The sequence below is a fragment of the Acinetobacter pullicarnis genome (genome assembly GCF_006352475.1).
In the GTDB taxonomy this organism is placed as follows: Bacteria; Pseudomonadota; Gammaproteobacteria; order Pseudomonadales; family Moraxellaceae; genus Acinetobacter; species Acinetobacter pullicarnis.
Genome location: NZ_VCMZ01000001.1, coordinates 3891628 through 3915888 on the forward strand (window position 1 = coordinate 3891628; position 24261 = coordinate 3915888).

The 24261-nt window shown below is 41.8% G+C and carries 24 protein-coding genes; 13 read left to right on the top strand and 11 right to left on the bottom strand.

Annotated features, from left to right (window positions below):
* Positions 1-113: 113 nt before the first annotated feature.
* Positions 114-1481, top strand: a complete 1368-nt coding sequence (locus tag FD716_RS17480; protein ID WP_139853500.1) for an MATE family efflux transporter — start codon at positions 114-116, stop codon at positions 1479-1481.
* A 69-nt stretch (positions 1482-1550) separates the two neighbouring features.
* On the opposite strand, the gene FD716_RS17485 is transcribed toward FD716_RS17480, so the two are convergent.
* Positions 1551-2390, bottom strand: coding sequence for an SDR family NAD(P)-dependent oxidoreductase (locus FD716_RS17485; RefSeq protein WP_139853501.1), 840 nt, complete (start codon positions 2388-2390; stop codon positions 1551-1553).
* Between the two features lie 206 nt (positions 2391-2596).
* On the opposite strand from FD716_RS17485, the gene FD716_RS17490 reads away from it, so the two are divergent.
* The 3 genes from FD716_RS17490 (at position 2597) to phoR (ending at position 5603) form a co-directional block, all read left to right on the top strand.
* A complete protein-coding gene (locus FD716_RS17490) occupies positions 2597-3274 on the top strand; it encodes a TetR/AcrR family transcriptional regulator (protein ID WP_139853502.1) in 678 nt (225 codons plus the stop codon).
* A 234-nt stretch (positions 3275-3508) separates the two neighbouring features.
* Complete coding sequence (gene phoB / locus FD716_RS17495) at positions 3509-4219, top strand: phosphate regulon transcriptional regulator PhoB (RefSeq protein ID WP_139853503.1); 711 nt, start codon at positions 3509-3511, stop codon at positions 4217-4219.
* Between the two features lie 25 nt (positions 4220-4244).
* A complete protein-coding gene (gene phoR / locus FD716_RS17500) occupies positions 4245-5603 on the top strand; it encodes a phosphate regulon sensor histidine kinase PhoR (RefSeq protein WP_139853504.1) in 1359 nt (452 codons plus the stop codon).
* 114 nt (positions 5604-5717) lie between these two features.
* On the opposite strand, the gene asd is transcribed toward phoR, so the two are convergent.
* The 3 genes from asd to pncB form a co-directional block, all read right to left on the bottom strand.
* Positions 5718-6572 (bottom strand): archaetidylserine decarboxylase, encoded by an 855-nt coding sequence (gene asd / locus FD716_RS17505; RefSeq protein WP_139853505.1) that lies wholly within the window; start codon positions 6570-6572, stop codon positions 5718-5720.
* Positions 6569-7417: a sulfurtransferase gene (locus tag FD716_RS17510; RefSeq protein ID WP_139853506.1), complete on the bottom strand. Its 849-nt coding sequence runs from the start codon at positions 7415-7417 to the stop codon at positions 6569-6571. Before FD716_RS17510 ends, asd begins: the two co-directional genes overlap by 4 nt.
* Before the next feature lie 127 nt (positions 7418-7544).
* Entirely contained in the window at positions 7545-8744 is a 1200-nt protein-coding gene (gene pncB, locus FD716_RS17515; protein ID WP_139853507.1) for a nicotinate phosphoribosyltransferase, read from the bottom strand.
* Positions 8745-9026: 282 nt separating this feature from the next.
* Between pncB and dtd the strand changes: the two genes are divergently transcribed.
* A complete protein-coding gene (gene dtd / locus FD716_RS17520) occupies positions 9027-9467 on the top strand; it encodes a D-aminoacyl-tRNA deacylase (RefSeq protein ID WP_139853508.1) in 441 nt (146 codons plus the stop codon).
* Positions 9468-9527: 60 nt separating this feature from the next.
* On the opposite strand, the gene FD716_RS17525 is transcribed toward dtd, so the two are convergent.
* The 3 genes from FD716_RS17525 to serB form a co-directional block, all read right to left on the bottom strand.
* Positions 9528-10007, bottom strand: coding sequence for an SCP-2 sterol transfer family protein (locus FD716_RS17525; protein WP_139853509.1), 480 nt, complete (start codon positions 10005-10007; stop codon positions 9528-9530).
* 181 nt (positions 10008-10188) lie between these two features.
* Complete coding sequence (gene aciT / locus FD716_RS17530; RefSeq protein WP_139853510.1) at positions 10189-10503, bottom strand: AciT family ciprofloxacin tolerance protein; 315 nt, start codon at positions 10501-10503, stop codon at positions 10189-10191.
* A gap of 413 nt (positions 10504-10916) precedes the next feature.
* Positions 10917-12137: a phosphoserine phosphatase SerB gene (serB, locus tag FD716_RS17535; RefSeq protein ID WP_139853511.1), complete on the bottom strand. Its 1221-nt coding sequence runs from the start codon at positions 12135-12137 to the stop codon at positions 10917-10919.
* A 77-nt stretch (positions 12138-12214) separates the two neighbouring features.
* On the opposite strand from serB, the gene FD716_RS17540 reads away from it, so the two are divergent.
* The 4 genes from FD716_RS17540 (at position 12215) to FD716_RS17555 (ending at position 15993) form a co-directional block, all read left to right on the top strand.
* The gene (locus FD716_RS17540) at positions 12215-13483 is read left to right on the top strand and encodes a hypothetical protein (RefSeq protein ID WP_139853512.1); all 1269 of its coding nucleotides are present in this window, start codon (positions 12215-12217) and stop codon (positions 13481-13483) included.
* 281 nt (positions 13484-13764) lie between these two features.
* Positions 13765-14280, top strand: a complete 516-nt coding sequence (purE, locus tag FD716_RS17545; RefSeq protein WP_139853513.1) for a 5-(carboxyamino)imidazole ribonucleotide mutase — start codon at positions 13765-13767, stop codon at positions 14278-14280.
* A 15-nt stretch (positions 14281-14295) separates the two neighbouring features.
* Positions 14296-15423 carry a 5-(carboxyamino)imidazole ribonucleotide synthase gene (locus FD716_RS17550; protein ID WP_139853514.1) on the top strand — a complete coding sequence of 376 codons (1128 nt, stop codon included), beginning with the start codon at positions 14296-14298 and terminating at the stop codon, positions 15421-15423.
* Between the two features lie 90 nt (positions 15424-15513).
* Positions 15514-15993, top strand: a complete 480-nt coding sequence (locus FD716_RS17555) for a DUF523 domain-containing protein (protein ID WP_139853515.1) — start codon at positions 15514-15516, stop codon at positions 15991-15993.
* On the opposite strand, the gene FD716_RS17560 is transcribed toward FD716_RS17555, so the two are convergent.
* Together FD716_RS17560 and pncA are read right to left on the bottom strand one after the other, a co-directional pair.
* Positions 15982-16986, bottom strand: a complete 1005-nt coding sequence (locus FD716_RS17560; protein ID WP_139853516.1) for a bile acid:sodium symporter family protein — start codon at positions 16984-16986, stop codon at positions 15982-15984. The two genes, FD716_RS17555 and FD716_RS17560, sit on opposite strands and share 12 nt — an antisense overlap.
* A 157-nt stretch (positions 16987-17143) precedes the next feature.
* Positions 17144-17776 (bottom strand): bifunctional nicotinamidase/pyrazinamidase, encoded by a 633-nt coding sequence (gene pncA / locus FD716_RS17565; RefSeq protein WP_139853517.1) that lies wholly within the window; start codon positions 17774-17776, stop codon positions 17144-17146.
* A 341-nt stretch (positions 17777-18117) separates the two neighbouring features.
* Here pncA and dapA point away from each other — a divergent pair, with 341 nt between their 5' ends.
* The 3 genes from dapA to purC are packed head-to-tail and all read left to right on the top strand — an operon-like array spanning position 18118 to position 20395.
* Positions 18118-19014, top strand: a complete 897-nt coding sequence (gene dapA, locus FD716_RS17570; protein WP_139853518.1) for a 4-hydroxy-tetrahydrodipicolinate synthase — start codon at positions 18118-18120, stop codon at positions 19012-19014.
* A 15-nt stretch (positions 19015-19029) separates the two neighbouring features.
* Entirely contained in the window at positions 19030-19638 is a 609-nt protein-coding gene (locus FD716_RS17575) for a lipoprotein-34 precursor (NlpB) (protein ID WP_139853519.1), read from the top strand.
* 37 nt (positions 19639-19675) lie between these two features.
* Positions 19676-20395, top strand: coding sequence for a phosphoribosylaminoimidazolesuccinocarboxamide synthase (gene purC / locus FD716_RS17580; protein WP_139853520.1), 720 nt, complete (start codon positions 19676-19678; stop codon positions 20393-20395).
* Positions 20396-20512: 117 nt separating this feature from the next.
* Here purC and FD716_RS17585 read toward each other — a convergent pair.
* Positions 20513-21603 (bottom strand): IS4-like element ISAba1 family transposase gene (locus tag FD716_RS17585; RefSeq protein ID WP_088631513.1). Its coding sequence is split into 2 segments (ribosomal slippage): positions 20513-21063 and positions 21063-21603, totalling 1092 coding nucleotides; the frame shifts between segments, so codons are not numbered across the junction.
* Between the two features lie 412 nt (positions 21604-22015).
* Between FD716_RS17585 and FD716_RS17590 the strand changes: the two genes are divergently transcribed.
* Positions 22016-22393 carry a hypothetical protein gene (locus FD716_RS17590; protein WP_139853521.1) on the top strand — a complete coding sequence of 126 codons (378 nt, stop codon included), beginning with the start codon at positions 22016-22018 and terminating at the stop codon, positions 22391-22393.
* A 133-nt stretch (positions 22394-22526) separates the two neighbouring features.
* Here FD716_RS17590 and FD716_RS17595 read toward each other — a convergent pair whose 3' ends face one another.
* Positions 22527-23816, bottom strand: coding sequence for a lytic murein transglycosylase (locus FD716_RS17595; protein WP_139853522.1), 1290 nt, complete (start codon positions 23814-23816; stop codon positions 22527-22529).
* Positions 23817-24261: the final 445 nt, after the last annotated feature.

A 24261-nucleotide genomic window follows, 5' to 3' on the forward strand; every position in this document is an offset into this window, starting at 1 on the left:
CACTAAATACACGATTAAAAGAACACGATGATTGTCCCAATGCCTACGATGCAATGAGTGCACGTAGGCTCAAGAAAATAAAACGTTTGAACTGATTGGACTAAAATAAAGATATGCCACCACGCTATAACATGATTGATCATCCGCATTTTTGGAAAGCATTTATCATTTTCTTGTTGCCCTTAATTGCGACCAATATTCTGCAAAACTTATCTGGCACCATTAATACCATTTTTGTCGGCCAAATGATGGGCCTCAACGCAATTGCGGCTATTTCCGTTTTCTTTCCAATTATGTTTTTCCTCTTGGCTTTTGTGATTGGTCTATCGGCAGGTTCAACTGTCTTGGTCGGGCAGGCTTGGGGGGCAAAGGATGTCGAGCGAGTCCGCAGTATCGTTGGCTCAACTTTATATATGACCTTGATTGGTGGCAGTTTTATCGCCTTTCTTGGGGTCGTATTTGCAAAACCAATTTTACTACTGCTGGGAGTAGACCCAGACATCATGCACCTGTCCTTACCCTATGTGCGTTGGATGTTAGCGGGTAGTCCTGTTCTCTTTGTCTATATTATTTATACCTCGATTTTACGCGGGGTTGGTGACAGTGTTACCCCACTGATTGCATTGGGTTTAACCAGTCTGACTGGTTTAATTATCACCCCTGTCCTGATTGCAGGACGTTATGGTTTTCCTGAGTTGGGCATTATTGGTCCTGCCATTGCATCGATTATTGGTTATATCGCAGTATTGGCATTCTTATATTTCTTTCTCAATAAAAAAAATCACCCACTAAAACTCGATCGTAACTTGCTCAGTAAAGTTCGACACGATCCAATCAACAGTCGTCTGATTTTAAAATTAGGCATCCCGACGGGCATACAGATGGTGACCAACTCATTGGCTGGCCTCGTGGTGATTGGATTGGTAAATCAATATGGTTCACACTCTACAGCGGCCTATGGTGCTGTGAATCAAGTCCTAAATTACATTCAGTTCCCTGCGATTTCTATTTCTATTGCAGCTTCAATTTTTGCAGCACAAGCCATTGGCGCAGGTAAAGCCAATTTACTGGCTAAAGTTACCCGAACAGCACTGCTGATGAATGTCATCATTACAGGTCTTTTGGTCAGTTTGGCCTATTTGTTTTCAAAGTATTTGATGGCACTGTTCATTACCGATCCAGACGTCATCGCTCTCGGGCAACAGCTATTGTTTATTGTGCTGTGGTCGATTTTATTCTTTGGCGCATCTGCTATTTTTGCATCCATTATGCGTGCCAGTGGAACCGTCACAGTTCCGATGCTGATTAATATCTTTGCCATTGTCTTAATTGAAGTGCCTTGTGCCTATTACTTCAGCCACCTTTGGGGCCTCAAAGGCATCTGGTATGCCTATGCACTCGCCTTCTTCTCACTGTGTCTAATGCAAGCCTTTTACTATCAGTTTGTCTGGAAAAAGAAAACCATTCAAAAGTTGATCTAAACAAGCTCTCCCGAACCCTCTCCTTTTAAGGAGAGGGTTCGGGAGAGCTACAATCATTCGAGTCACATACTATTTGAATTTTTTACTTAGATCGGTCACTAAGGTTATGACTTTTTGATAGCCTGTTGGTAGGATTCGTTGGATCAAATCTAAGCTTTTCGCATCGTTACCAATCAACAAACGGCGTTTATTTTTTTGCACGGCCACTAAGATTTGACGTGCTGCTTCTTCAGGTGGAGTACGCAATAATTTATTGAAAGACGCTGTGGTTTTACTCGAATCGATACCCAAAGTTTTTAAGCTGTCATTGCTACGTGCTGAATTGGCAATATTGGTACGAATACCACCGGGATGCACACACAATGCACTCACACCACAGTTTTCAATATCAAGCTCTTGACGCAGTGACTCAGTAAAACCGCGTACAGCAAATTTTGTTGCGTTGTAAGCCGATTGTGTCGGTTGCGCAGTGAGACCAAATAAACTCGACACATTGATAATGTGACCATCTTTGGTCTGTTTAATAAGCGGTAAAAATTCTTTGGTGCCGTAAACGACGCCCCAAAAGTTAATATTTACAATCCACTCCAGCTCTTCATAACTTTCGCCTTCAACCGTTGAGGCCAATGCCACACCAGCATTATTGAAAATCAAATTGACTGAACCATGCGCTTGCACTGTTTCCGCCGCCCAATCCTTCATGGCAATACGATCAGAAACATCCAGTCGTTTGGTTGTCACACGGACATCATATGCTTTGAGCAGTTCAACTGTTTTTGCTAAACCCTGTTCATTGACATCACTCAAGGACAAATGGCAGCCTTGTTGTGCCAAGCATATGGCAAGCTGTTGACCAATACCTGATCCTGCACCAGTAATTGCTGCAACTTTATTGTTAAAGTTTTTCATTGTGATTCCTTGTTTGAATTTTCTGCGGAAAGTGAGATTGCCTTTGAGCAGCACAGAAAATACTATAAAATTGACAATTAATATTGTCAATATAAAATAGGCAAAGAATGCTGACTGCAACGTTCCCCAATTTGGCAACATAGGTTTCGGCCGGGTTCCTTGCTAAAATACTTCTTTTGAATACATTGCATATACGTGAAGCGATTATGAGCCAAGACCCATTGAGCGAGATCAATCTAAAATCTGCCCAAAAACCAGTGAAAGAGCGTCAATTTAAAGGGCTTTCCCTCGCTGAAAGAAAGCAGGCGCGTCGCGAGAAACTGATTGAAGCTGGCATTCAAGCCTATGGCACACATGGCTTTTTTTCGGTGACGGTCAAAGATATATGCAATCAAGCCAAACTGACTGAACGTTATTTTTATGAGTCTTTTCAAAAGAGTGAGCAGCTCTTTCAAAGTATTTTTTTAAAACAGATTGAAATCCTACAATCCACCATGATGCAAGCGATTGTACAAGCCTCTCCCAATCCTCGGAAAATGGTTACAGCAGGACTCAGTGCCCTCTTCAATTTACTCAAAAATGACCCACGTTTAGCACGGATTATTTATATTGATGCGACCTTGGTTCAGGAATTGCATAAGCAAGCGATTATTCGTGAAACGATGAACAAATTTGACCGTATGATTCAGGCTTTTGTGATGAGCCTAATGCCACAAATCCCTCAAGCAGAACAGGAAATTTCATTGGTCGCAACAGGCTTAAATGGCTATGTCACACAAGTGGCACGACGCTGGGTAATCGGTGAATTTAAGCAGTCTCAAGATGAAATTGTGGCCGCTTGTGAACTTGTTTTTATCGCACTGATTGAGAAATTCATCCCATAACCCAAACATTGATCCCTATTTCTGTGGCATTCCTCACAAATCATCAGAAATAAATGACATTTAAATTACAGCCAATCTATTTGATTTATAAAGGAATAAATAAAACATTGTCACAATTCATTGCAGAAGCTGCGATTACGCCCACTTTTGCAATGATACTGTCATAATAAATCTTTGTAATAAGCCTGTCATAAATATAAAACGGGTCACCGTACACTCATAGGATATTGCGTTGTGAAAGATGACTACATTTTAATCGTCGATGACGAGCTGCCAATTCGTGAAATGATACACACCTCTTTAGACATGGCCGGCTTCCAATGTCTACAAGCCGAGGATGCCAAACAAGCACATCAAATGATCGTCGATCAACGACCAGCATTGATTTTGCTTGATTGGATGATGCCTGGTGGCATTAGTGGCGTAGACTTATGTCGCCGCTTAAAACGCGATGACAACTTGTCTGAAATTCCTGTCATTATGCTGACTGCACGTGGCGAGGAAGATCATAAAGTACAAGGCTTAGATGCTGGTGCGGATGATTATATGACCAAGCCATTCTCAACCCGAGAACTGGTGTCTCGCATTAAAGCGGTACTTCGTCGTGCCAATGCCTTAAGCGGTGAAAAAACCATTGACGCCAATGGACTTATTTTAGATCCTGTCAGCCAGCGTGTAAGCTTTGCCGACAATATCTTAGAAATGGGCCCGACTGAATATCGCTTGCTGGCGTTCTTTATGACACATCCAGAACGCGCTTATACACGGGCACAATTACTTGACCAAGTTTGGGGCGGCAATGTTTACATTGAAGACCGAACCATTGATGTACATATTCGTCGTTTACGCAAGGTGCTTGAACCTTATGCTGTTGACCGTTTTGTACAAACGGTACGTGGCACAGGTTATCGCTTTTCGACACGCGCTGATGTCGCACTGGGTTAAACGCGCTAGGTAATTAAGAACCAATATGTATGAACCTTATCCAGTCCCTGAACTTGCACGTGATCATAAAAAATTTCGTTATAGCAGTTTGTGGACTTTCGCCAAGCAAGATCTAAAACTCCTGATTTTTTTCCTCGTCATTGGCGGATTAATTGGATATAGCATCGATTATTTAGGCACGTGCTTTCTAATTGCATTTGCCGTTTTTTTTGTATTGCAACTCCGCTCCCTCTATTTGGTCAATGAATGGATCTCCAATCGTCCCTATGACGTTCCACCGAACCTCAATGGGATTTGGGGGGCGTTATTGTTTAATGTTTATCGCTCACAACGCCAAGAACGTATTGTTCAGGCCGATATGGTCGGTTTGATTGATCGTGCACAATCCTCTTTAATCGCTTTGGCTGAGGCGGTGGTCTTGACCGATGAACTGCATCAAATCGAATGGGCCAATCCTGCTGCCGAAAAACTATTGGGCATTCAAGCCCTTGACCGTGGTCGCAATCTGCTCACTATTCTGCGTCAACCACGTTTTATCGAATATTTTAACGATATCGACAAATCCCCTGACGGCATCAAAATCAAATCATCAATACATGATGAACATTATGTGCAAATTAAACTGACTCGCTTTGGCAGTGAAAGTCGGGTATTGGTTGCCTATGATGTGACGCGCATGCAAAACCTCGAACAAATGCGTAAAGATTTTGTTGATAATATTTCACATGAATTGCGTACCCCACTCACAGTTCTGAGTGGCTATATTGAAACCTTTACAGATCAAGAAGAGATCAGTCCACGTTGGAAGCGTGCCTTTGAGCAAATGCAGTCGCAAACACGTCGTATGAATGCTCTGGTCAACGATTTATTGCTGCTTTCACGTTTGGAAAATGACAAACAAATCGCTAAAAATCAGATTATTGAAATGCCAAGTTTGATGAACCAACTGTTTGATGATGCACAAGCCTACAATATCGATTATGGGCATACGCTGAATTTAGAAATTGACAGCCATTGTGACCTGATTGGCTCAGACATGGAAATTGCCAGTGCCTTCAGTAACTTGATTACCAATGCGATTAAATACACCCCCAAAGGTGGCACGATTACCATTGGTTGGCATGATGACAGTGAACAGGGCTATTTCACGGTAGAAGACACCGGTATTGGAATAGACCCTAAACACTTGCCTCGTTTAACGGAACGTTTTTATCGTGTTGATAGTGCGCGAAGTCGTCAAACGGGTGGTACAGGCTTGGGCCTTGCGATTGTTAAACACGTCTTAATGCAACATGGCGCACATCTTGAAGTTGAATCGATTGAAAATCAAGGTTCAATCTTTAAAGCGGTATTCCCCAAAGAACATTTATACGCAGCTGAATAGACTGATCTGTTCAGCTCGCTCAAGTCACCAATGAACAGGCCTTGCAATGATGCAAGGCCTTTTCATTGGTGAGATATATCTTAGCAATAATACAAACAACAATATAAAAAAGAATTACTTGGTCAGACTACCCATACGCTCGCCCATAATCACAGTCGAGTTGGCTTTGAATTGGTTATCCCAAGCCATTTTATCTTTTTCAAAGAGGACGATCGCAGTTGACCCCAAATAGAAACGCCCCAGCTCATCACCTTTGGCCAGAGCCAGCTCATGATGATTTAGCTCGATGCATCCTGAAGGTTTGACTTTGCCTGTCGCGACAGTTTCAATCCCTGCCACAATCATCGCTCCCACAAGCACCACCGCCATACGACCAACTTCAGTGTCAAATAAACACACCATACGTTCATTACGGGCAAATAGACCTGGAATATTTTCTGCAGTCGTTTGATTCACTGAAAATAATTCGCCTGGAATATACAGTGTTTCGGTCAGGGTGCCGGCAAATGGCATATGTACCCGGTGATAATCACGCGGTGATAAATAGACAGTTGCAAATTCACCGTCTTGGAATACAGCAGCCAGTTGCGGATCGCCAATCAATTTTTCAACCGAGAATTGCTGACCTTTGGCTTGGAAAATTTCTCCAGCTTGGATTTTTCCAATCTGTGAAATCTCACCATCAGCAGGTGACACAATACTGTTTAGTGCGGCATCGATTTGACGGATACCCGGTTTTAAGGCACGTGTAAAGAAAGCATTAAATGATTTATATTTCAGCGCATCGGTCTGTTCTGCAATGCTTAAATCAATCGAGTATTTTGCTTTAAATGCTTGAATTACTGTATTTTTAATAATCGGATTTTCACTACCAGCAAGCTTACCCACAATACGGCTAAATTTGTGTTGTGGGACAAGACGTTGTGCTTGAATGAAAATCTGTTTTTTTAAACGTGTGTTAAAACTCAAAATGGGGTCTCTCCGCTCACTATAGGGCTATCGGGGCGATTTCCCCATTCACTCCACGCACCATCATAGGCCAAAATCTGCCAACCCAATAACCGACCAATAATATAGGCCAAGCCAGAACGATGATGCGATTGGCAATAAACCACGACTGGCTGATCAAGGCACAGTCCTAGATTTTCTAAACGTTGTCGAGTGCGCTCTAAAGGTTGTAATTTTAAATGATTTTCACGATTAAGTGCAGTACTCCATTCAAAATGAACTGCACCAGGCATATGGCCACCGCGACGGGCAGCCAAACGTAAGCCAGTATATTCTTCTTTACTGCGACAATCCCAGAGCTGTATCGCTTGCTGCTCAAGCTTCTCACGCAATACCTCATATTCGATCCGGTAACGTTCAGCATGGCTTAAGTCGACACAAAACAATTGGCTGACTGGTTCAATTTCGGTAATTTCAGCAGTGGTCGGCAAACTTGCGCCCAACCAAGCATGTATTCCACCATTGAGTAGACTGGTGTTTTCAAATCCAAGGCAATGCAAATTCCAGATTAAACGTCCAGCCCATGCACCACCTTCATCATCATACGCCACCACATGATGCTCGGGGGATAAATTCAGTTGTTGAATCCACAGTTGTAACGCTGCCTCATCGGGCAGTAAGCCCGTTGCATCTTCGTCTTGTTGCAGTAATACATTGGGGCGTACATGCACCGCATGAGGTAAATGTAATTGTTCATAAACCGAAGCGCGGCTAAGATCGATAATACGCAACTGCGGATGTCCTAAATAGGGAATCAGCTGTTCGGCTTCAATTAGCAAGCCCAAATCAAATGCACGTGTCGTCATATTACAGAAAAATGAATAACAAAATTTAGACTGATCTTAGCATAGTCTTTTTTCGCACAATGCAATATTTCCTCATCCTATATTGAAAATAATGCGAGGAAGCACAACAGCAATCAGCCGCAATCAATTACTCTGTTATTTCAAATACTTGTTTTAAATATGCTAAAAAGGTGTCGTTATCCGTCATGGTCTTGCCCGGACTATCTGAAATTTTAGCCACGGACTGACCATTACACTCAACCAATTTAAGTACAATGTTCAGTGGTGTAGGCCCCATATCATTGGTTAAGTTGGTGCCAATTCCAAAACTGACTTTAAAACGATCCTTAAAGTATTGATGCAGATTCCAGGCTTTTTCAATATCTAGACCATCACTAAAGGTCAACATTTTAGTTTTGGTATCTATTTTAAGCTGGCGATAATGTGCATAAGCCTTATCGCCCCATGCATAAGGATCACCACTGTCATGGCGTAGACCATCAAATAGTTTGGCAAAATACAAATCAAAATCGCGGAGGAAGGCATCCATGCCGACCACATCAGTCAGCGCAATCCCAAGATCACCACGATACTCTTGCACCCATGTCTCTAAAGCAGCGGTTTGGAAATCGCGCAAGCGCACATCAAGTGCCTGAAAAGCCTGTAGAAACTCATGTGCCATGGTGCCAATTGGAATAATATTCAGGGCTTTCGCAAGATAGACGTTGCTGGTACCGCGAAATACGCTAGGTACGGCTTGATGAAAAGACTCGATCACATGTTTTTGCCAATCAAAGCTATAGCGACGACGTGTGCCAAAATCTGAGATTAGGAAAGGGGGATCTGCTGGGTTTTGTTGTTTTTGATAACTTTGAATCAATTCTATTTTTGCTTTTAAGCGACGTTCGCCTTCCAACATAACCGCATCACTATGCAAGCGACGGAAGTACAGTTCATTGACAATCGCCAACACGAAAATCTCAAACATCATGGCTTGAACCATGGGGCCTTCCACCCAAATATCGAGACGCCCTTCAGCATCAATGCCCGCTTTGATAAAACGGCGCTTTAATTGGAAGAGTTCCAAATAATCGACAAAGTCACTTTTGATAAAACGGAACTGACGCAGATATTTTAGCTCATCATCTGCAAATTGCAGTTCACACAAATAATCAAGTTGCTGATTGAGATCATCCAAAATATCGACCAATGGATAAACAGTGTCATCTAAGTTACGACAGCGAAAGTGATAAACACTATGCGTCTGCGGGAACTTATGAAGGACCACTTGCAACATGGTAAATTTGTATAAATCGGTATCAAGTAATGACTGAATAATTGGAGACATAGACGGGTAATTTTCGCTGCGCTTATCGCATTAAAGCACAATTTTTGGCGTAAAAACTGAATGTTTTGCCTAAAGCATTTAAACCATCACTTTGTTATATAAAAAATACCACCTAAATATCTATTTTTCATAATTTTTTAATTTGGATGTGCCATAACCTCAGCAGAAATTGTCTCTCAGTCAATCAGTGCTCAATCTGCGATCTTAAGCTTTGCAACTTTTGATTAGCTTTTTAAGCTTCTGTTACACTTGGAAAAATTACAGCAAAGATTGGATTGAGTCATGCGTGCCGTGTTGCAAAGAGTATTAGAGGCCAAAGTCGTTGTTGAAGGTGAGATCACCGGTGAAATCAAGACTGGTATGTTGGTGTTTCTTGGGATTGGTCAACATGACAACTTTGAAAAGGGCAAAAAGCTAATTGATAAGATTCTAAAGTATCGTTTTTTTGATGATGAACAAGGCAAAATGGGCTGGAATGTCAGCCAAGCACAAGGTGGCGTTCTCTTAGTCTCTCAATTTACTTTGATGGCGCAAACACAAAAGGGGTTGCGTCCAGACTTTGGTCCTGCAATGCCACCTGATCAAGCAAAAGCACTCTATGAACAATTGGTCAGCTATACGCAATCTCTCTTTCCCACATTACAAACGGGTATTTTTGCTGCAGACATGAAAGTGCATTTGATTAATGACGGGCCTGTGACCTTCCAACTCGAAGTTGAATAAAATCGGTTCAAATCGTAAAAAAGCAAAGAGCGCATATATTTATTGCGCTCTGATTTTGGATTAACGTCCCGTCTTTTCTTTTAAAAATTGACGTGCAACTTTAATTTTATTTTTGACTGATTTTGGAAGTTTCGGTGGAATCAAACGTGCAGCCTGGTTAAACCAAACCAATAAACTAAAATCCCCTTCCATTTTAATATTACCTGTTTGCATCCCTGTCATAAATACAGTTGGATCACCTTTGATTAAGGTTTTTACGCCTTGTTCACTGTCAGCAAACTGCAATGTAAAGTCAGCATTTTCGGCTTGACCTGCAACAGTATCAATTTGACCATGGTTCACAATAATTTGACGTGCCATCCCGAGATCAGTACCAATCTGAATTCTGAATTGGCGATCGTGAATGAGTTCAATAAACTTAGGACTGGTACGCGATAATTGTTTCATACGGAGCGCAATACCCAAAACCAATAAATCAAGTGGGTCGGTTGTTGCATCAAAGATAGGTAATTTCACAACTGGAATTGAAGATAGTTTCATAACATTAAAGCCTGTTGTTTTAATATGAAAAATATAATGTGCATCGTAACATAACTTGTTTATCATTAAACTAAGCCGTGCACAAGAAATAGTCTATACGAAAAGAGGTATATCATGCTGATATACCTCTCATTATTTATTATTCAATACAAAATCCGTTTACAAAGCTGCTAAACACGACTTAGTCATCTTCATATACTGGTGTGTGTTCAATACAGCGGCGATTTGCCAAGGCTTTTTGCGCTCGATTGTCTTCACGCAATAGAAAAGCAGTTAATCCCAGCATCGCGATACTCAATGCCGTCAGATAGCTATAAGAGACGGACATATCAAATACATTTTGCACACTAAAGCGTATTGCTTCTAATAGGCCCCAGAACAGCATGCCTCCAAACATAAATCCTAACCAATGACGGTAAGGGGAAAAGAAAACGGCCATCAACGCGACAGCAATCAGGCCAAATCCTACGATTGTTGCAATTACCGTTGTTACCATAAAAACCTCCGTCAACGATGCTACTGGCTATCACTCCGACTAGAACTTGAATAGTCTCTTAGTATCTTTAAGCTTCTCAACTGTTCTGTATTTCTGTCATGCATTGCATTATGGAGCGTTTTTAAAAGAAGAAAAGAGCCGTTTATTGGGCTAGCGACGTACTTTGTCGCTATATTCTTTTGTCATTACATTTTTTTACTTGGTGTTTTTCTGTCGAGATAATCCTGCTCAACATTGGCGTGTCATTACAATAAAATACCATCTGATATTCATCACTTTGATTATTTTTCTTAATCGGCTTTATCTAAGTGTAAAAAGTATTTCAGTCGTATACAGAATCACGGATATACCTAATTTAAATACAAAAAAAACGTGACAGTGTTGTCACGTTTTTCAATCACTTAGCTTTAAATTTAAGCACGATTTAAATCTTTATCGTGTACACCAATCAGGTACAACACCCCATCTAAGCCAACACTTGAAATGGCTTGGTTGGCATTTTGTCGCACCAAGGGCTTGGCACGAAACGCCACACCCAAACCAGCAATTGATAGCATGGGTAAATCATTGGCACCATCCCCGACAGCAATCGTTTGCTCTAATGAAATCCCCATTTTTTCTGCAAGTCCGCGTAACAACTCGGCCTTACGTGCACCATCGACAATTGCACCTTTGACTTCGCCTGTAACTATGCCATTTTCAACATCTAATATATTGGCATGCACTTCATCTATCCCTAACTTACTTTGCAAATACTCAGCAAAATATTGGAAGCCACCCGATAAAATTGCGGTCTTGTATCCCAATGACTTCAGCGTTGAAATTAAACGCTCCGCCCCTTCAGTCAGGGTTAGACGTTCCGCAATTTTTGGCAATACCGATGCATCGAGGCCTTTGAGCAAAGCCATCCGCGCTTTAAAGCTTTGTTGAAAATCAAGCTCGCCCAGCATAGCGCGCTCAGTGATTTCAGCAACTTGAGCACCCACCCCTGCTTCTAAAGCCAACTCATCAATGACTTCTTGTTCAATCAAGGTGGAGTCCATATCAAAACACACCAAACGACGATTACGGCGATATGCATTGTCTTCCTGCACAGCCACGTCAATGCTCGACTCTGCTGACAATCTTAAACATGCCTCACGCATTGCATGCGCATCGAGCATTTGCCCACGCAAACCAAATTGAACACAAGAGCGTTTCGGACCTGCTTGTTGGTTACTTAATTCTGGACGATCAGATAAACGGGTAACGGTTTCAATATTAAAACCTTGGCTGGAAACAATGTTGGTGACTGCTTGTAGGTGTGCAGCGGTCAATTCTGGAGCAAGTGCGGTCACAATATAGCGTGTACGGCCTCCTTCACTGACCCATTGCTCATAGTCAGCATGAGAAATGGGTTTAAAACGAACGGTTAAACCAATATCGTGTGCTAAAATGAGGATATCTTTCATTGCTAAGGCCGTTGCTGTTTTATCGTGAGATGAAACAACAATTCCCAAAGTCAGCTGATTATGTATAACAGCTTGTCCTACATCTAAAATTTGTAAAGAATGTACGGACAAAACTTGCATCAATCGAGTAAACTGATTTGGTTGGTCTGGTCCTAAAAATGATATAAGAATGATTTCTCGCATGAATTGACTCGGATCTGAGCGACGACTATTGTTAGAATCATAATCGAAATCCAATATATTTTCTCTGGAAGTTTAACTTGAACGCTCCTAGACAAGGGCTATTTGCTAGCCTACTCATCATCAGCTTTGCATTACAGACTTGTTTAATGGTGATTGCAACCACGCATCAGTTAAATGAGAATCGCGCCAATCAAGGTCAGTTAATGACCAGTCAGCTGGTGACAGACAGTGCTGCCGAATTAGAACCAGCAAACACCGTTTCCTTGGCCTTGCTCGCAAATCGCTATGCAACCAATCCTAGTGTGGCTTCTATTCGTATTTTAGATGCAAATCAACACGTCCTTGCCACCAGCGGATTAGCAAAAACACGTGAAGGAGAATCCTTCGTTCGTGATGCGCTGCAAAATGAGAAAAAAGTCGGTAGCATTGAGATTACTTTGATCAAACCGAGTATTGGTGAGATTTTACGTACGCAGTGGTTGGCAATCTTTGTTTCATTCTTGATTCACGTCTTGCTCTGGTTGGCTTATCGCACCATTGCCCGACCAACACGCAGTGAATATCTCACCCGTTTAAATACTGAATCACGCTTAAAGCATGAAATTCAGCAGCTGACTGAAGCACTAGAAGCCGAAAGAACCAATAAAACCTTGGCGATTGCTCAAATACAGCAGCAAATGAAAGAAAAGTTTGAGCCTAAAGTCGCAATAACAAACGTGAGTATCGAACAAACCAATTTGGCATTGAACATTCAATACTATGATCCAAAACAGTTAATTAATACGGTGAATCAATCCGTTTCATTACCGTATTTTAACTTGTGTCAAATTTTCTTAAATAAGAGTATTCAGCAGAGCACCAAACATTTTGGGCTTAACAGCAAAGACATCTTAATCGATCAGGCCTTTAGCCAACGTGGTGCAACGATTCATATGGCCACGCATCATCAACATGCAGCTGAATGCTTACTGATGATCGGATCTGTTTTCCAACTCTTGTCTGAGGTGCTCTACAAGCGCTATCGTGAAGAAAAACGTTTTGTCTTACAAACACGTTGTGCGGTATGTACTGCCGTTGAAGCGATGCAGCTGAATGCCTTACAAGCCGCAGATCGTCTTACCCATCATTTAATCGCTAAAGAAATGGCCTTATATCTCAGCAATGACTTACTCAAACAAGTCAGTGAAAGCTATCAACTGGTGGCCATGCCGAATCCTGCCAGTATTTTAACGCGACATGCCTTTATGATTAATGGAATGAATACTGAAAGTGCCACTTTGGCCCAACGTATTCGTACTGAAATTTTAAAAGGCAAACAAAATCAAGAAGCAACCTCGAATCTATAAACGATTTCGTCTGCTGCTCGATGCAACCCAGTCAACGCCTAAGCATTCGCTTTAACCACCACGTTGACTGGGTTTTTTAAACTCTTCGAATACCGTATCCGCATCAAATCCCGTCTAAATTTTCAATAAAATCGACCACAAAATTAAAAAAATCAATTTGTATGGCTTGTTAAATTTTCGCACACTCAAAATTCAGTCTATAATAGCGAGCTTCTCATTCCTTTAAAGCTTGGCGCTTGTCGAGATTTATCTCTATCTACTTAGTCTCTGGAACATTAGCAATGAATGCGGCTGCAGCAAAAGACCACCAACCTCTCGTCGGAATCATCATGGGCTCTCAATCAGATTGGGCCACCCTTGAACACACTGCCAATATGTTAAAACAACTTGGCGTCCCTTTTGAAGCAGAGGTGGTTTCAGCACACCGTACGCCAGATCGACTGTTTGAATATGCCGACACTGCGCGTGACCGTGGTATTCAAGTGATCATTGCCGGTGCTGGCGGTGCGGCACATTTGCCTGGTATGTGTGCTGCAAAAACGGACCTACCTGTGCTTGGTGTTCCTGTAAAATCTTCCATTTTAAATGGGGTTGACTCGTTATTGTCTATTGTACAAATGCCTGCTGGCATTGCAGTCGGCACTTTGGCGATTGGTCCTGCGGGTGCAACCAATGCCGCAATTATGGCCGCGCAGATTCTTGGATTAACACGCCCTGAAATTGCAAAAAATGTCGCGCAGTTCCGTGCAGCACAAACGGATAAAGTGGCAAGTAACAATATTCCAGGCCAAGTTTAAAACAGGATCTACATCATGGATAAAACCATCGGTATTTTTGGCGGTGGACAATTGGGTCGTATGATGGCTCAAGCTGCATTACCGCTCAATATTCAATGTACTTTTTTAGAAGCCAGCACAGACTGCCCTTCGGCACAATTGGGCCAAGTCATTGTCAACCAAGATGCCAACGCCATTACGCAATTTATTGCCAGTGCGGATGTATTCAGCCTAGAGTTTGAAAACACACCTTTGGCTGAAGTAGATGCGCTGCTCCAACAAAAAAATCTGTTCCCTCCACGTCAAGCGCTGGCCATTGCACAGAATCGCCTCCTAGAAAAGGCATTGTTCGACCAATTGGATATTCCAGTTGCGCCCTATCGAGCAGTAGACAGTCTTGAAAGCTTAGAACAAGCGGCACAAGCCTTAGGATTGCCATTGGTTCTAAAAACCACAACGGGTGGCTATGATGGCAAAGGTCAGTTTGTATTACGTACAGCTACAGAAATCCCTGAAGCTTGGGCTGAACTTGGTCCTGCTGGTAGCCTAATTGCTGAAAGCTTTGTTAATTTTTCACGCGAAGTATCGATTATTGCAGTGCGTGGTCAAAATGGTGATGTGAAAACTTGGCCATTGGCTGAAAACCATCATCATCATGGTATTTTGTCGCATTCGATTGTACCTGCGCCAAATAGTGCAGCTTTACAACCAGTTGCCCAAGAATATATCACGCGCTTGTTGCAGCACTTAGACTATGTTGGTGTGCTGACTTTAGAACTTTTTGTGACAGAACAAGGGCTATTTGCCAATGAAATGGCACCGCGTGTACACAACTCAGGACATTGGTCGATTGAGGGGGCAGAATGCTCTCAATTTGAAAACCATATCCGTGCAGTTGCGGGTTTACCGCTCGGCTCAACCGCGGTAATTCGCCCAACGGTGATGGTCAACATCATTGGTCAATATCCGAAGACTGAAGCTATATTGGCTTTAGACGGTGCACATCTACATCTGTATAACAAGACTGAACGTGTCGGCCGTAAAATTGGTCACATCACGCTCATGCCGCAAGATGCAGCGCAGCTCACTACGCTGTGCCAAGCCTTGGCAACGATCTTACCAGAGCCTTTGGCGCTCAGCAGCGATATGCAGATCGAACTTTAAAACAATACTGTCACTGTCAATTGAATTCCAAGCATGAATAACAGGTTCGTGCTTGGTTCTACAACATGCTGACCCACCGGATCAATTGTCATGAAATATCTAATTAGTGCATGTTTGGTGGGTGAGAATGTCCGATATGATGGCAAAAATTGTTATACCCCTGCCCTAAAACAACTGGTTGCAACTCAACAGGCCATGATCATTTGTCCTGAAGTTACAGGCGGTCTCAGTACACCACGGCTTCCCGCTGAAATTATTGGGGGTGATGGCATCGATGTACTCAATGGTCGCGCTCAAGTACGAGACCGTGCAGGCAATGACCAAAGTAAAGCCTTTATTGATGGGGCGTATCAAGCACTGAAACTTGCCCAAGCACACCAAGTCACACATGTAGTGCTTAAAGCCAACAGCCCTTCTTGTGGTACACACAAAATTTATGATGGCAGCTTCAGTGGTATCCGAACAGTTGGGCAAGGCGTCACTGCTGCATTGCTTACCCAACATGGCTTTCAAGTCATCGATGAAAATCAGTTCCTGCAACTTTTAGCTCAAGAAGACTCAAGGTTCTGAGATATTTACCTGATCAGATTCTACTTTTTTATTTTGAATCAATTGCTCAGCACGCGCTAATTTATCGGCTTTACCCGCCCAATAACTGGCTAGTGCTGGCCCAGAAATATTGTGCCATAAGCTAAAGATTGCACTGGGTACAGCTGTCACGGGTGAGGCTGTAAAATGTACCGCCGCCAAAGCAACGCCCAAACCTGAGTTCTGCATCCCAACTTCAATTGCCACGGCCTTACAATCGGGATAATCCAGCTTAAATATTCGACTCGCCCAAAAGCCCAACAGATACCCCAAACCATTGTGCAACACAACCACAGCCAAAATCAGCAGCCCAGATTCCAAAATAGCCGCCTTACTTGCCCCAATAATCGCAGCCACAATGGCAACAATCGCTACCACCGACAACAGTGGCATCACCTGTACATAACGTTCTATTTTGTGTTTAAACAACGTGCGAATAAATAAACCCAAAACAATTGGAATCAATACCACTTGTAAAATAGATACAAACATTGAGCCAGCATCGATTTCAATCCAATGGCTAGCCAAGATATAAAAAATAAAAGGTGTGAGCAGAGGTGCAAGTAAGGTGGAAACAGAAGTACAGGCCACGGAAAGTGCAGTATTGCCCTTTGCCATATAGGTAATCACATTGGAGGCCGTGCCACCTGGGCAACAGCCGACCAAAATCACTCCAATCGCGATTTCAGCGGGTAACTGAAAGAGTTTACACAATGCATAGGCCAGTCCTGGCATCACCACAAATTGTGCGACGACTCCAATAAACACTGCTTTAGGCCGATTCAATACACTCTTGAAATCGGCAAAAGTCATGGTCATCCCCATACCGAACATAATAATGCCCAACATGATGGCGATATAGGCTTTGAGCCAGATGAATGCCTCAGGCATCCACATTGCAATCGCAGCAAACAGCATGACCCACACTGCAAAGGTTTTTTGAATCCATTGACTAAAACGTAAAAATGCAGACATAAGCCCCAATCCCTCGATTTTGCTATTTTTATAGATGATCTAAAACAATAGACTACTTTCAGTGGTCCTTTTCATTTCTCCTTTTAGGAGAAAAACAAAGAGGTTAAAATAATGAAAAGTCTAATGTTGCATTGCAGCAATCGCGTTGAACCCACGGCTACTGGGCTGTAATATCTTTAAGTGAAATCCGTTTAACCCCATGTGCCAACATATCTTGCCATGCTTGTTGTAAAGAACCATTCAAATCAATGGCTTTGGTCGCATCTTCAATCACATAACACTGAAAGCCTTGTTTACATGCATCAATCGCAGTCCATGCCACACAAAAGTCGGTCGCAATCCCCACAATAAATACCGTATCTATCTCACGTGCCTGTAAGTAGCCAGCAAGCCCTGTCGAAGTCTGTTGATCCGCTTCCATGAATGCCGAATAGCTGTCTATATTTGCATGATAGCCTTTGCGGATAATCAACTGCGCTGTCGGCAAATGCAAGGCGGGGTGAAAGGCTGCATCTTCAGTGCCTTGCACACAATGAGCCGGCCAAAGGACTTGTGGCCCATAGTCCAAAGTGATGCAATCAAATGGCTGTGCTCCCGGATGATTTTCTGCAAACGAGATATGGTTTTCGGGATGCCAGTCTTGGGTCAAAATAATGTTCTCAAAATGCGCTGCAATTTGATTGATCTTAGGAATAATCTGATCTGCGTCAGCAACTGCAAGCTGCCCACCTGGGGTAAATCCATTTTGTACATCAACAACAATTAATGCACTTTGTGAGGTTGCCAGCATATTTTTAATTCCTTAATCACAGAATGAGGCATTCAGTTAAAGCCATTGCACCCTATCTTAAACAGGATTTTAAAGTAGAACAAAGGCTAAAATTTAGAAACTTTTAACCTATCAGCACAATGCAGTGCTAGATTAGGGACAATGCATCTGATCTTTGGCATGTGGAACAAAGTTTTTTCGAGCATTGAAGAATTAATATTGTTCTACACGGCTGAATCAGTCATAATTTGCGTAAGCATTACTCAATCATATTGATTTTGCTTAAAATCAAAAAACTGCCCACCATCCATCTATGCATTATTTCTATTTCCAATGGATGGACAAATAGGATTTTTTTCAAAATGACTCAGCAAGCAAATAATATTCAAGGTTCAATTGTCGCAATCGTTACCCCCATGAATGAAGATGGCGGTGTGGATTGGAAGAACCTCGAAAAGCTGGTTGAGTGGCACATAGAACAAGGCACAAGCAGTATTGTTGCCGTTGGAACCACCGGCGAAGCATCAACACTGAGTATGGCTGAACATACCCAAGTGATTAAAGAAATCATTCGTGTAGCCAATAAACGTATCCCGATTATTGCTGGTACTGGTGCAAACTCAACCCATGAAGCAATTCAACTCACAGAAGAAGCAAAAACACTCGGTGCAGATGCTGCATTATTAGTGACCCCGTATTATAACAAACCAACGCAAGAAGGCTTATATCAACACTATAAAGCTGTTGCTGAAGCCGTTGATTTACCAATTATTTTATATAATGTTCCAAGCCGTACAGGTGTGGATATGCAGAACGAAACCGTTATTCGTCTTGCAGACTTGACTAATGTGATTGGTATAAAAGATGCCACGGGTGACGTACCTCGTGGTAAAGCACTGATCGAAGGCCTACTAGGCAAACAAATGACCGTGTATTCAGGTGATGATGACACTGCACGTCATTTAATGGCACATGGCGCAAAAGGTAATATTTCGGTAACTGCCAATATTGCACCCAAGCTTGTAAGCCAAGTCTGTGCAGCCATGCTTGACAGAAATATTCAATTGGCTGAAGAGATTAATGACAAGATTTCAAAATTAAACAATATTCTATTTTGCGAATCGAACCCAATTCCTGTGAAATGGGCCCTGTATGAAATGGGAATGATTGGTACAGGCGTTCGTCTGCCACTTACTCCACTTGCTGAACAATACCGTACTCCACTGCGTGAAGAACTAAAAGCAGCGGGTATCATTTAATAAGAGCTTAGTATTATGCAATTACGTTTCGGTTTAGCGTTAACCCTTTCAACTTTAAGTTTGGTGGGCTGTAATTCCATTGGGATCAATAATGGCTCCCTTGATTATAAAAACACAACCACCTTAGAGCCACTTAAATATCCTGAAGGTACAATCGTTAGACCAGCAACGCCATTGTACCCTGCACCTGTTGTCGATGCTTTAGCACTTGAAAATGCACCAGATTATGCCAACAAAGCAGGTAATCGTTTTGACCTACCAAGACCTGAGGTCGCAAAATTTGCGTCTCAGGCTGAACAAATGACCGATGCTACTGCGAGCTTAAGTCCACCACAACTTTTAACGGATGGAAATGGCAATCCACTTATTAAAATTAACGGAAATTCTGCTATAATTTGGCAGTATGCACTCGCGACCCTGAGTAGTCTGAATCATCAAGTTATTGGACAAAGCAAAAATGCCTATGAGGCAACTGTGAAATCCGATAATCAAAGTTATGTTATTCGCCTAACTTCTGTTGGATCGAGTAACAATATTGCCGTATTCAATGTCGATAATAGCTTTGCTGATAAAGCCAAAGCTAGCGAACTGTTAACCCAGATTTACCAAAACTGGCCAGCCTAGTCCTCACTAGGCAATTTTTCTTGTAAAAGGTTCCCTCATGTTAAAACAAACCTTGCTCTATACTGGTAAAGCAAAATCCGTTTATGAAACAGATAGCGCAGACCACCTGATTTTAGTCTTTCGTGATGATGCATCGGCATTTAATGGCGAAAAAATAGAACAGCTAGATCGTAAAGGAAAGGTAAACAACCGTTTTAATGCCTTTATTATGGAAAAATTGGCTGCAGCAGGGATTGAAACTCATTTTGAGAAGTTACTTTCACCGACTGAAGTCCTCGTTAAAAAACTCGACATGATTCCTGTGGAATGTGTGATTCGTAACTATGCTGCTGGTTCACTTTGTCGTCGTCTTGGCGTTGAAGAAGGCAAGCAACTTACGCCACCAACCTTTGAATTGTTCTTTAAAGATGATGCTTTAGGCGATCCAATGGTGAATGAATCACAAGCGATCGCTTTGGGCTGGGCAACAGCTGCTCAACTTGAAGACATGAAACAACTTACTTACCAAGTAAACAACGTACTCAACGATTTGTTTGATCAAGGTAATATGATTTTGGTTGACTTCAAACTTGAGTTTGGTGTGTTCCATGGTCGCATTGTCTTGGGTGATGAGTTCTCTCCAGATGGCTGCCGTCTTTGGGACAAAGAAACCAAGAAAAAACTAGATAAAGATCGTTTCCGCCAAGGTTTAGGCGGTGTGGTTGAAGCCTATGAAGAAGTTGCTGCACGTATTGGCATCGACTTAAGCAACATCTAAAGCATTATTTTCACTTTAGCCAATTGCAGGCCAGAGTGAAAAGTAAAATGGCTGATCAGTGTTATTCTCGATCAGCCATTTTTTATTTTTAAAAAATTTCTCTGTACACGACAAATTTCACAGAACCCTTATCCTATCAGGGTTCTGCCTTCTTAAAATTGCCAAAATTTCCTTAAACTCTTCTTTTTTCCCAAAACCAATTAAACGCTGAATCGCCATTTGAACATAGTCTAAACCATAGCGAAATAAACTCATTGAGAGTCGTCCATGCTTCTTTATTTTTATCACTTTTTTTTGATCATGTTGCCATTCACCCGTTAAGTAACACCAACAGAAGCTTATAGCTAACACCGCAATCAATTTTTTCACTCGTCTAGGGTCTGTCAAGCGCGTATTTTCAAGATTAAACCCGCGTCCTTTGAGACAACTGAATAAGGTTTCAATTTCCCAGCGTAATGCATAATCCTGAATAGCATTGGCATTAAACTGAGGAGAAACGACGAGTAAAAGCTCTCCATTTTCTAACTGTAGTGCACTTATATATAGTTTCACCCGACCAACCAAAATCCGTCGTTTACGACATTCAATTTGACCAACTTTAAGATGGCGAAATAAATCACTAATTTTATGATTCTTTCCTAAATGATTGGTGACAATGAAGTTTTTTTAACACGAATGCAGAAGTTGATGTCTTGTTCAATTAACCATGTAAACCACTGCTCACCGATAAACTCTCTGTCTGCGAACACATTCACAATACGGTCTTTACCAAAAATGGCTATAAAGCGTTGAATCAAAGCAATACGCTCTTTCGTATCTGAATTTCCACGTTTATTAAGCAATGTCCAAAGGATAGGTATCGCTATTCCACGATAAACGATTGCGAGCATCAGGATATTAATATTTCGTTTTCCCCATTTCCAATTGGTTCTATCTAAAGTCAGTTGCACTTGGTCGAATGAAAACATATTGAAAATCAACTGAGAAATTTGACGATAATCAAAATACTGACCTGCAAAGAAGCGCTGCATACGTCGATAAAATGATTGTGGTAAGCACTTGATGGGCAAGGCTTTAGATGCAGAAGAAAGATTACATGTTTGCTTTAAAATAATCACAAGCATGATGAGCGCAAAGCACTTTAAATGTGACTTGTTCCATTTTAGATATTTGTTTAAGATAAGATATAACTCATTGAGATGTGTCATAGTATTCGTCGTTAGAAAACAATTATTATGACATTATTTCAATGAGTTATCTATTTTTGTCGTGTACAGAGAAAAAATTTACAAAACCAATATTCAAAACCACTTCATTTGCGATATTTTATTGAGGGTCATTGCAGCATCTCAGATACAACTTTATTGCAAACGGATCGAGTCACGCTCCCCCATTTCACCCCCAATGATTTAAACATATAATTGATTTTTATCATCTACTGACCAAAAATACAGAACAACCTCCAGCACACATTAAGCGTCGCTCAATAACATTGAAGCCCAAGCAAGTTCTATATTGCCTTATGCTTAATTACCTATTTTTTATAGGTATTTGTAGCGGATCAACCGATTTTAAGATACATTAAACGATGCACAAGTCTGGCACTCAAAGGAGATCGCAGTGAGTTATTATCATATTATTCTTGAAGTGAATGATCATATCAGCACGATTGAACAAAGCCGTGATGTTCACATTCTCAACATTACTGAGATCCAACCCTATTTGCATGCCGTGCTACTGCCCTACTTTAACGAGCAAATCCTTGAGCTTGAAGACGACAATGTCGAGTTTAAAGATGTACGCCATCTTGAGATTAAACAAACGCTTCTACCTATCGAACACTTAATCGAAGAAGCGCAAAAACAATTGCCTAGCGATACCGATGTCACCATTAGCGCTTATGAAATTTTCAATGATCGCGACTTATCTCGCGATGTCACTGCCGTTTTTTGGGATATCTTAGAGGCGGTTAAAATCGACCAGAGCGACATCGAATAGTTAGGCTTAGCGCAGTTACTGCGCCCATCGCACAACACATTATCAAGACAGTTATAAAAAACCCGACCTAAAGTCGGGTTTTACCGTATATCCTGCGAAAAGTATCTAGCGAAAAGCCAAAGATAAAATCTGCTTATTGCATCATTTGCTTAGCGCTATCCTCACGGAAGGCTTTCAAAATTTGCTGACCGGCACGCCCCGTGGCAGACAAACCTAAGCGAGTTTGTTCTTGGCGAATCGCCTGACGGGTTTTATCTCCAACCAAACCATCTGCCGCACCAATGTCATAACCTTTATTTAACAAATACTGTTGGATTTCACGACGTTCTGCACGCGAGGTTCCAGCATCGTCTGTTGGCCAAGCCGTTAGAAATGGACCAGCGCCTTGTAAACGATCAGATAAGTGTGCAATCGCTAAAGCATAGCTTTCCGCAGCATTGTAGCCATAGATTGCATCAAAGTTTTTAAAGACCAAGAACACAGGCCCATTTGGACCACTCGGCGCCATTAAACCTGCTGGTGTACTTTCAGATAAATTACCTTGCAGCAATGCAGTCCCATTCGCACGAGTCAAACCTTTATTAATCCAAGTGCTTAACGCTTTTTTATTGCGACGGCTCTCGCCTGCAATCGACAATCCTGCTGGAACTTTAACTTCAAAGCCCCACGGCATACCCGTCTGCCAACCACCACGCTTCAAGAAGTTGGCCGTTGAAGCCAAAGCATCTGTAGTGCTTGATACTAAATCACGGCGGCCATCACCATCAAAGTCGACCGCTAAAGCTTCATAAGTCGATGGCATAAATTGGGTATGACCAAATGCGCCCGCCCATGAACCCACCAACTGCTCTTCTCTAAGATCACCGCGTTGTAAAATACGCAGCGTGGCAAAGAATTCACCCTGAAAATAGCTCTGACGACGCCCTTCACAACTCAGCGTACCCAAAGCCTGCAATAACGGATATTTACCTGAGATATCACCAAAATTACTTTCTACACCCCATACCGCAACCACGGTCTCTGCTGGCACCCCATAAGTTGCAGCAACACGTTGTAGAACATCACGATGTTGCACAAGCATTTGCTGCCCTTTAACAACCCGCTCATCATCGACCAAGCCAGATAAATAATCCCAAATCGGTGTTGAAAATTCAGGTTGATAATTCAATTTCTCAATCACAGAATAATCTGGACTTAAATTTTGGGTATAACGGCTAAAAGTTGCAGCAGTCACGCCAGAAGACAAAGCTTTGCCACGCAAGTTAGCAATACAGCTTTGAAAACTACTGACCGGTGTATAGTTTGTTGTTGTCGCTGGCGTTACAGGACTCGTAGAACTCTTGACCCCATTAATGACCAAATCAGCATTGGCTTGGTTCATCGCCAAAGTACAAGCCGCAAGTACAAAAGTTAAACGTCGCATAATTTCCTAAACTTATTATTAAAAACTCAAACGATCAAACTACCATAATGCTGCAAATAAAGAATGAAGATTATTACTGTTTCGGCATGATTTTTTCAGGTTTTGAATTTAAAACAAATGCTGCAGTTTTTCTGCAATAACCAGCCAAGCTAGAGCAACACCTTTTGAATTCATTGTTCGGATTTTAAATTCATTTCCAAACTTTAAATTCATATTCGACTTTTAAATTCAAATAAAGTTTTCCACAGACAACCAGCAACAGATTTTTGAATTTAAACACACCACTTTGAATTCAAAATACCCCAAAACCCGCTTTTGAATTTAAAAGTTCTATCCACACCCCAAAAAAATAGGTGCACAAAAAAACCAATTACTTACAGTTGGTTAGGAGAATTTTTTGATAATATTCAGCATCTCTTATAGCTGACCAACAGTCAGCTTGGCA

Coding starts and splice junctions, on each gene's coding strand:
- FD716_RS17480 (WP_139853500.1), top strand. CDS start 114: ATGCCACCACGCTATAACATGATTGATCATCCGCATTTTTGGAAAGCA.
- FD716_RS17485 (WP_139853501.1), bottom strand. CDS start 2,390: ATGAAAAACTTTAACAATAAAGTTGCAGCAATTACTGGTGCAGGATCA.
- FD716_RS17490 (WP_139853502.1), top strand. CDS start 2,597: ATGAGCCAAGACCCATTGAGCGAGATCAATCTAAAATCTGCCCAAAAA.
- phoR (WP_139853504.1), top strand. CDS start 4,245: ATGTATGAACCTTATCCAGTCCCTGAACTTGCACGTGATCATAAAAAA.
- FD716_RS17510 (WP_139853506.1), bottom strand. CDS start 7,417: ATGACGACACGTGCATTTGATTTGGGCTTGCTAATTGAAGCCGAACAG.
- pncB (WP_139853507.1), bottom strand. CDS start 8,744: ATGTCTCCAATTATTCAGTCATTACTTGATACCGATTTATACAAATTT.
- dtd (WP_139853508.1), top strand. CDS start 9,027: ATGCGTGCCGTGTTGCAAAGAGTATTAGAGGCCAAAGTCGTTGTTGAA.
- FD716_RS17525 (WP_139853509.1), bottom strand. CDS start 10,007: ATGAAACTATCTTCAATTCCAGTTGTGAAATTACCTATCTTTGATGCA.
- aciT (WP_139853510.1), bottom strand. CDS start 10,503: ATGGTAACAACGGTAATTGCAACAATCGTAGGATTTGGCCTGATTGCT.
- serB (WP_139853511.1), bottom strand. CDS start 12,137: ATGCGAGAAATCATTCTTATATCATTTTTAGGACCAGACCAACCAAAT.
- purE (WP_139853513.1), top strand. CDS start 13,765: ATGAATGCGGCTGCAGCAAAAGACCACCAACCTCTCGTCGGAATCATC.
- FD716_RS17550 (WP_139853514.1), top strand. CDS start 14,296: ATGGATAAAACCATCGGTATTTTTGGCGGTGGACAATTGGGTCGTATG.
- FD716_RS17555 (WP_139853515.1), top strand. CDS start 15,514: ATGAAATATCTAATTAGTGCATGTTTGGTGGGTGAGAATGTCCGATAT.
- FD716_RS17560 (WP_139853516.1), bottom strand. CDS start 16,986: ATGTCTGCATTTTTACGTTTTAGTCAATGGATTCAAAAAACCTTTGCA.
- pncA (WP_139853517.1), bottom strand. CDS start 17,776: ATGCTGGCAACCTCACAAAGTGCATTAATTGTTGTTGATGTACAAAAT.
- dapA (WP_139853518.1), top strand. CDS start 18,118: ATGACTCAGCAAGCAAATAATATTCAAGGTTCAATTGTCGCAATCGTT.
- FD716_RS17575 (WP_139853519.1), top strand. CDS start 19,030: ATGCAATTACGTTTCGGTTTAGCGTTAACCCTTTCAACTTTAAGTTTG.
- purC (WP_139853520.1), top strand. CDS start 19,676: ATGTTAAAACAAACCTTGCTCTATACTGGTAAAGCAAAATCCGTTTAT.
- FD716_RS17595 (WP_139853522.1), bottom strand. CDS start 23,816: ATGCGACGTTTAACTTTTGTACTTGCGGCTTGTACTTTGGCGATGAAC.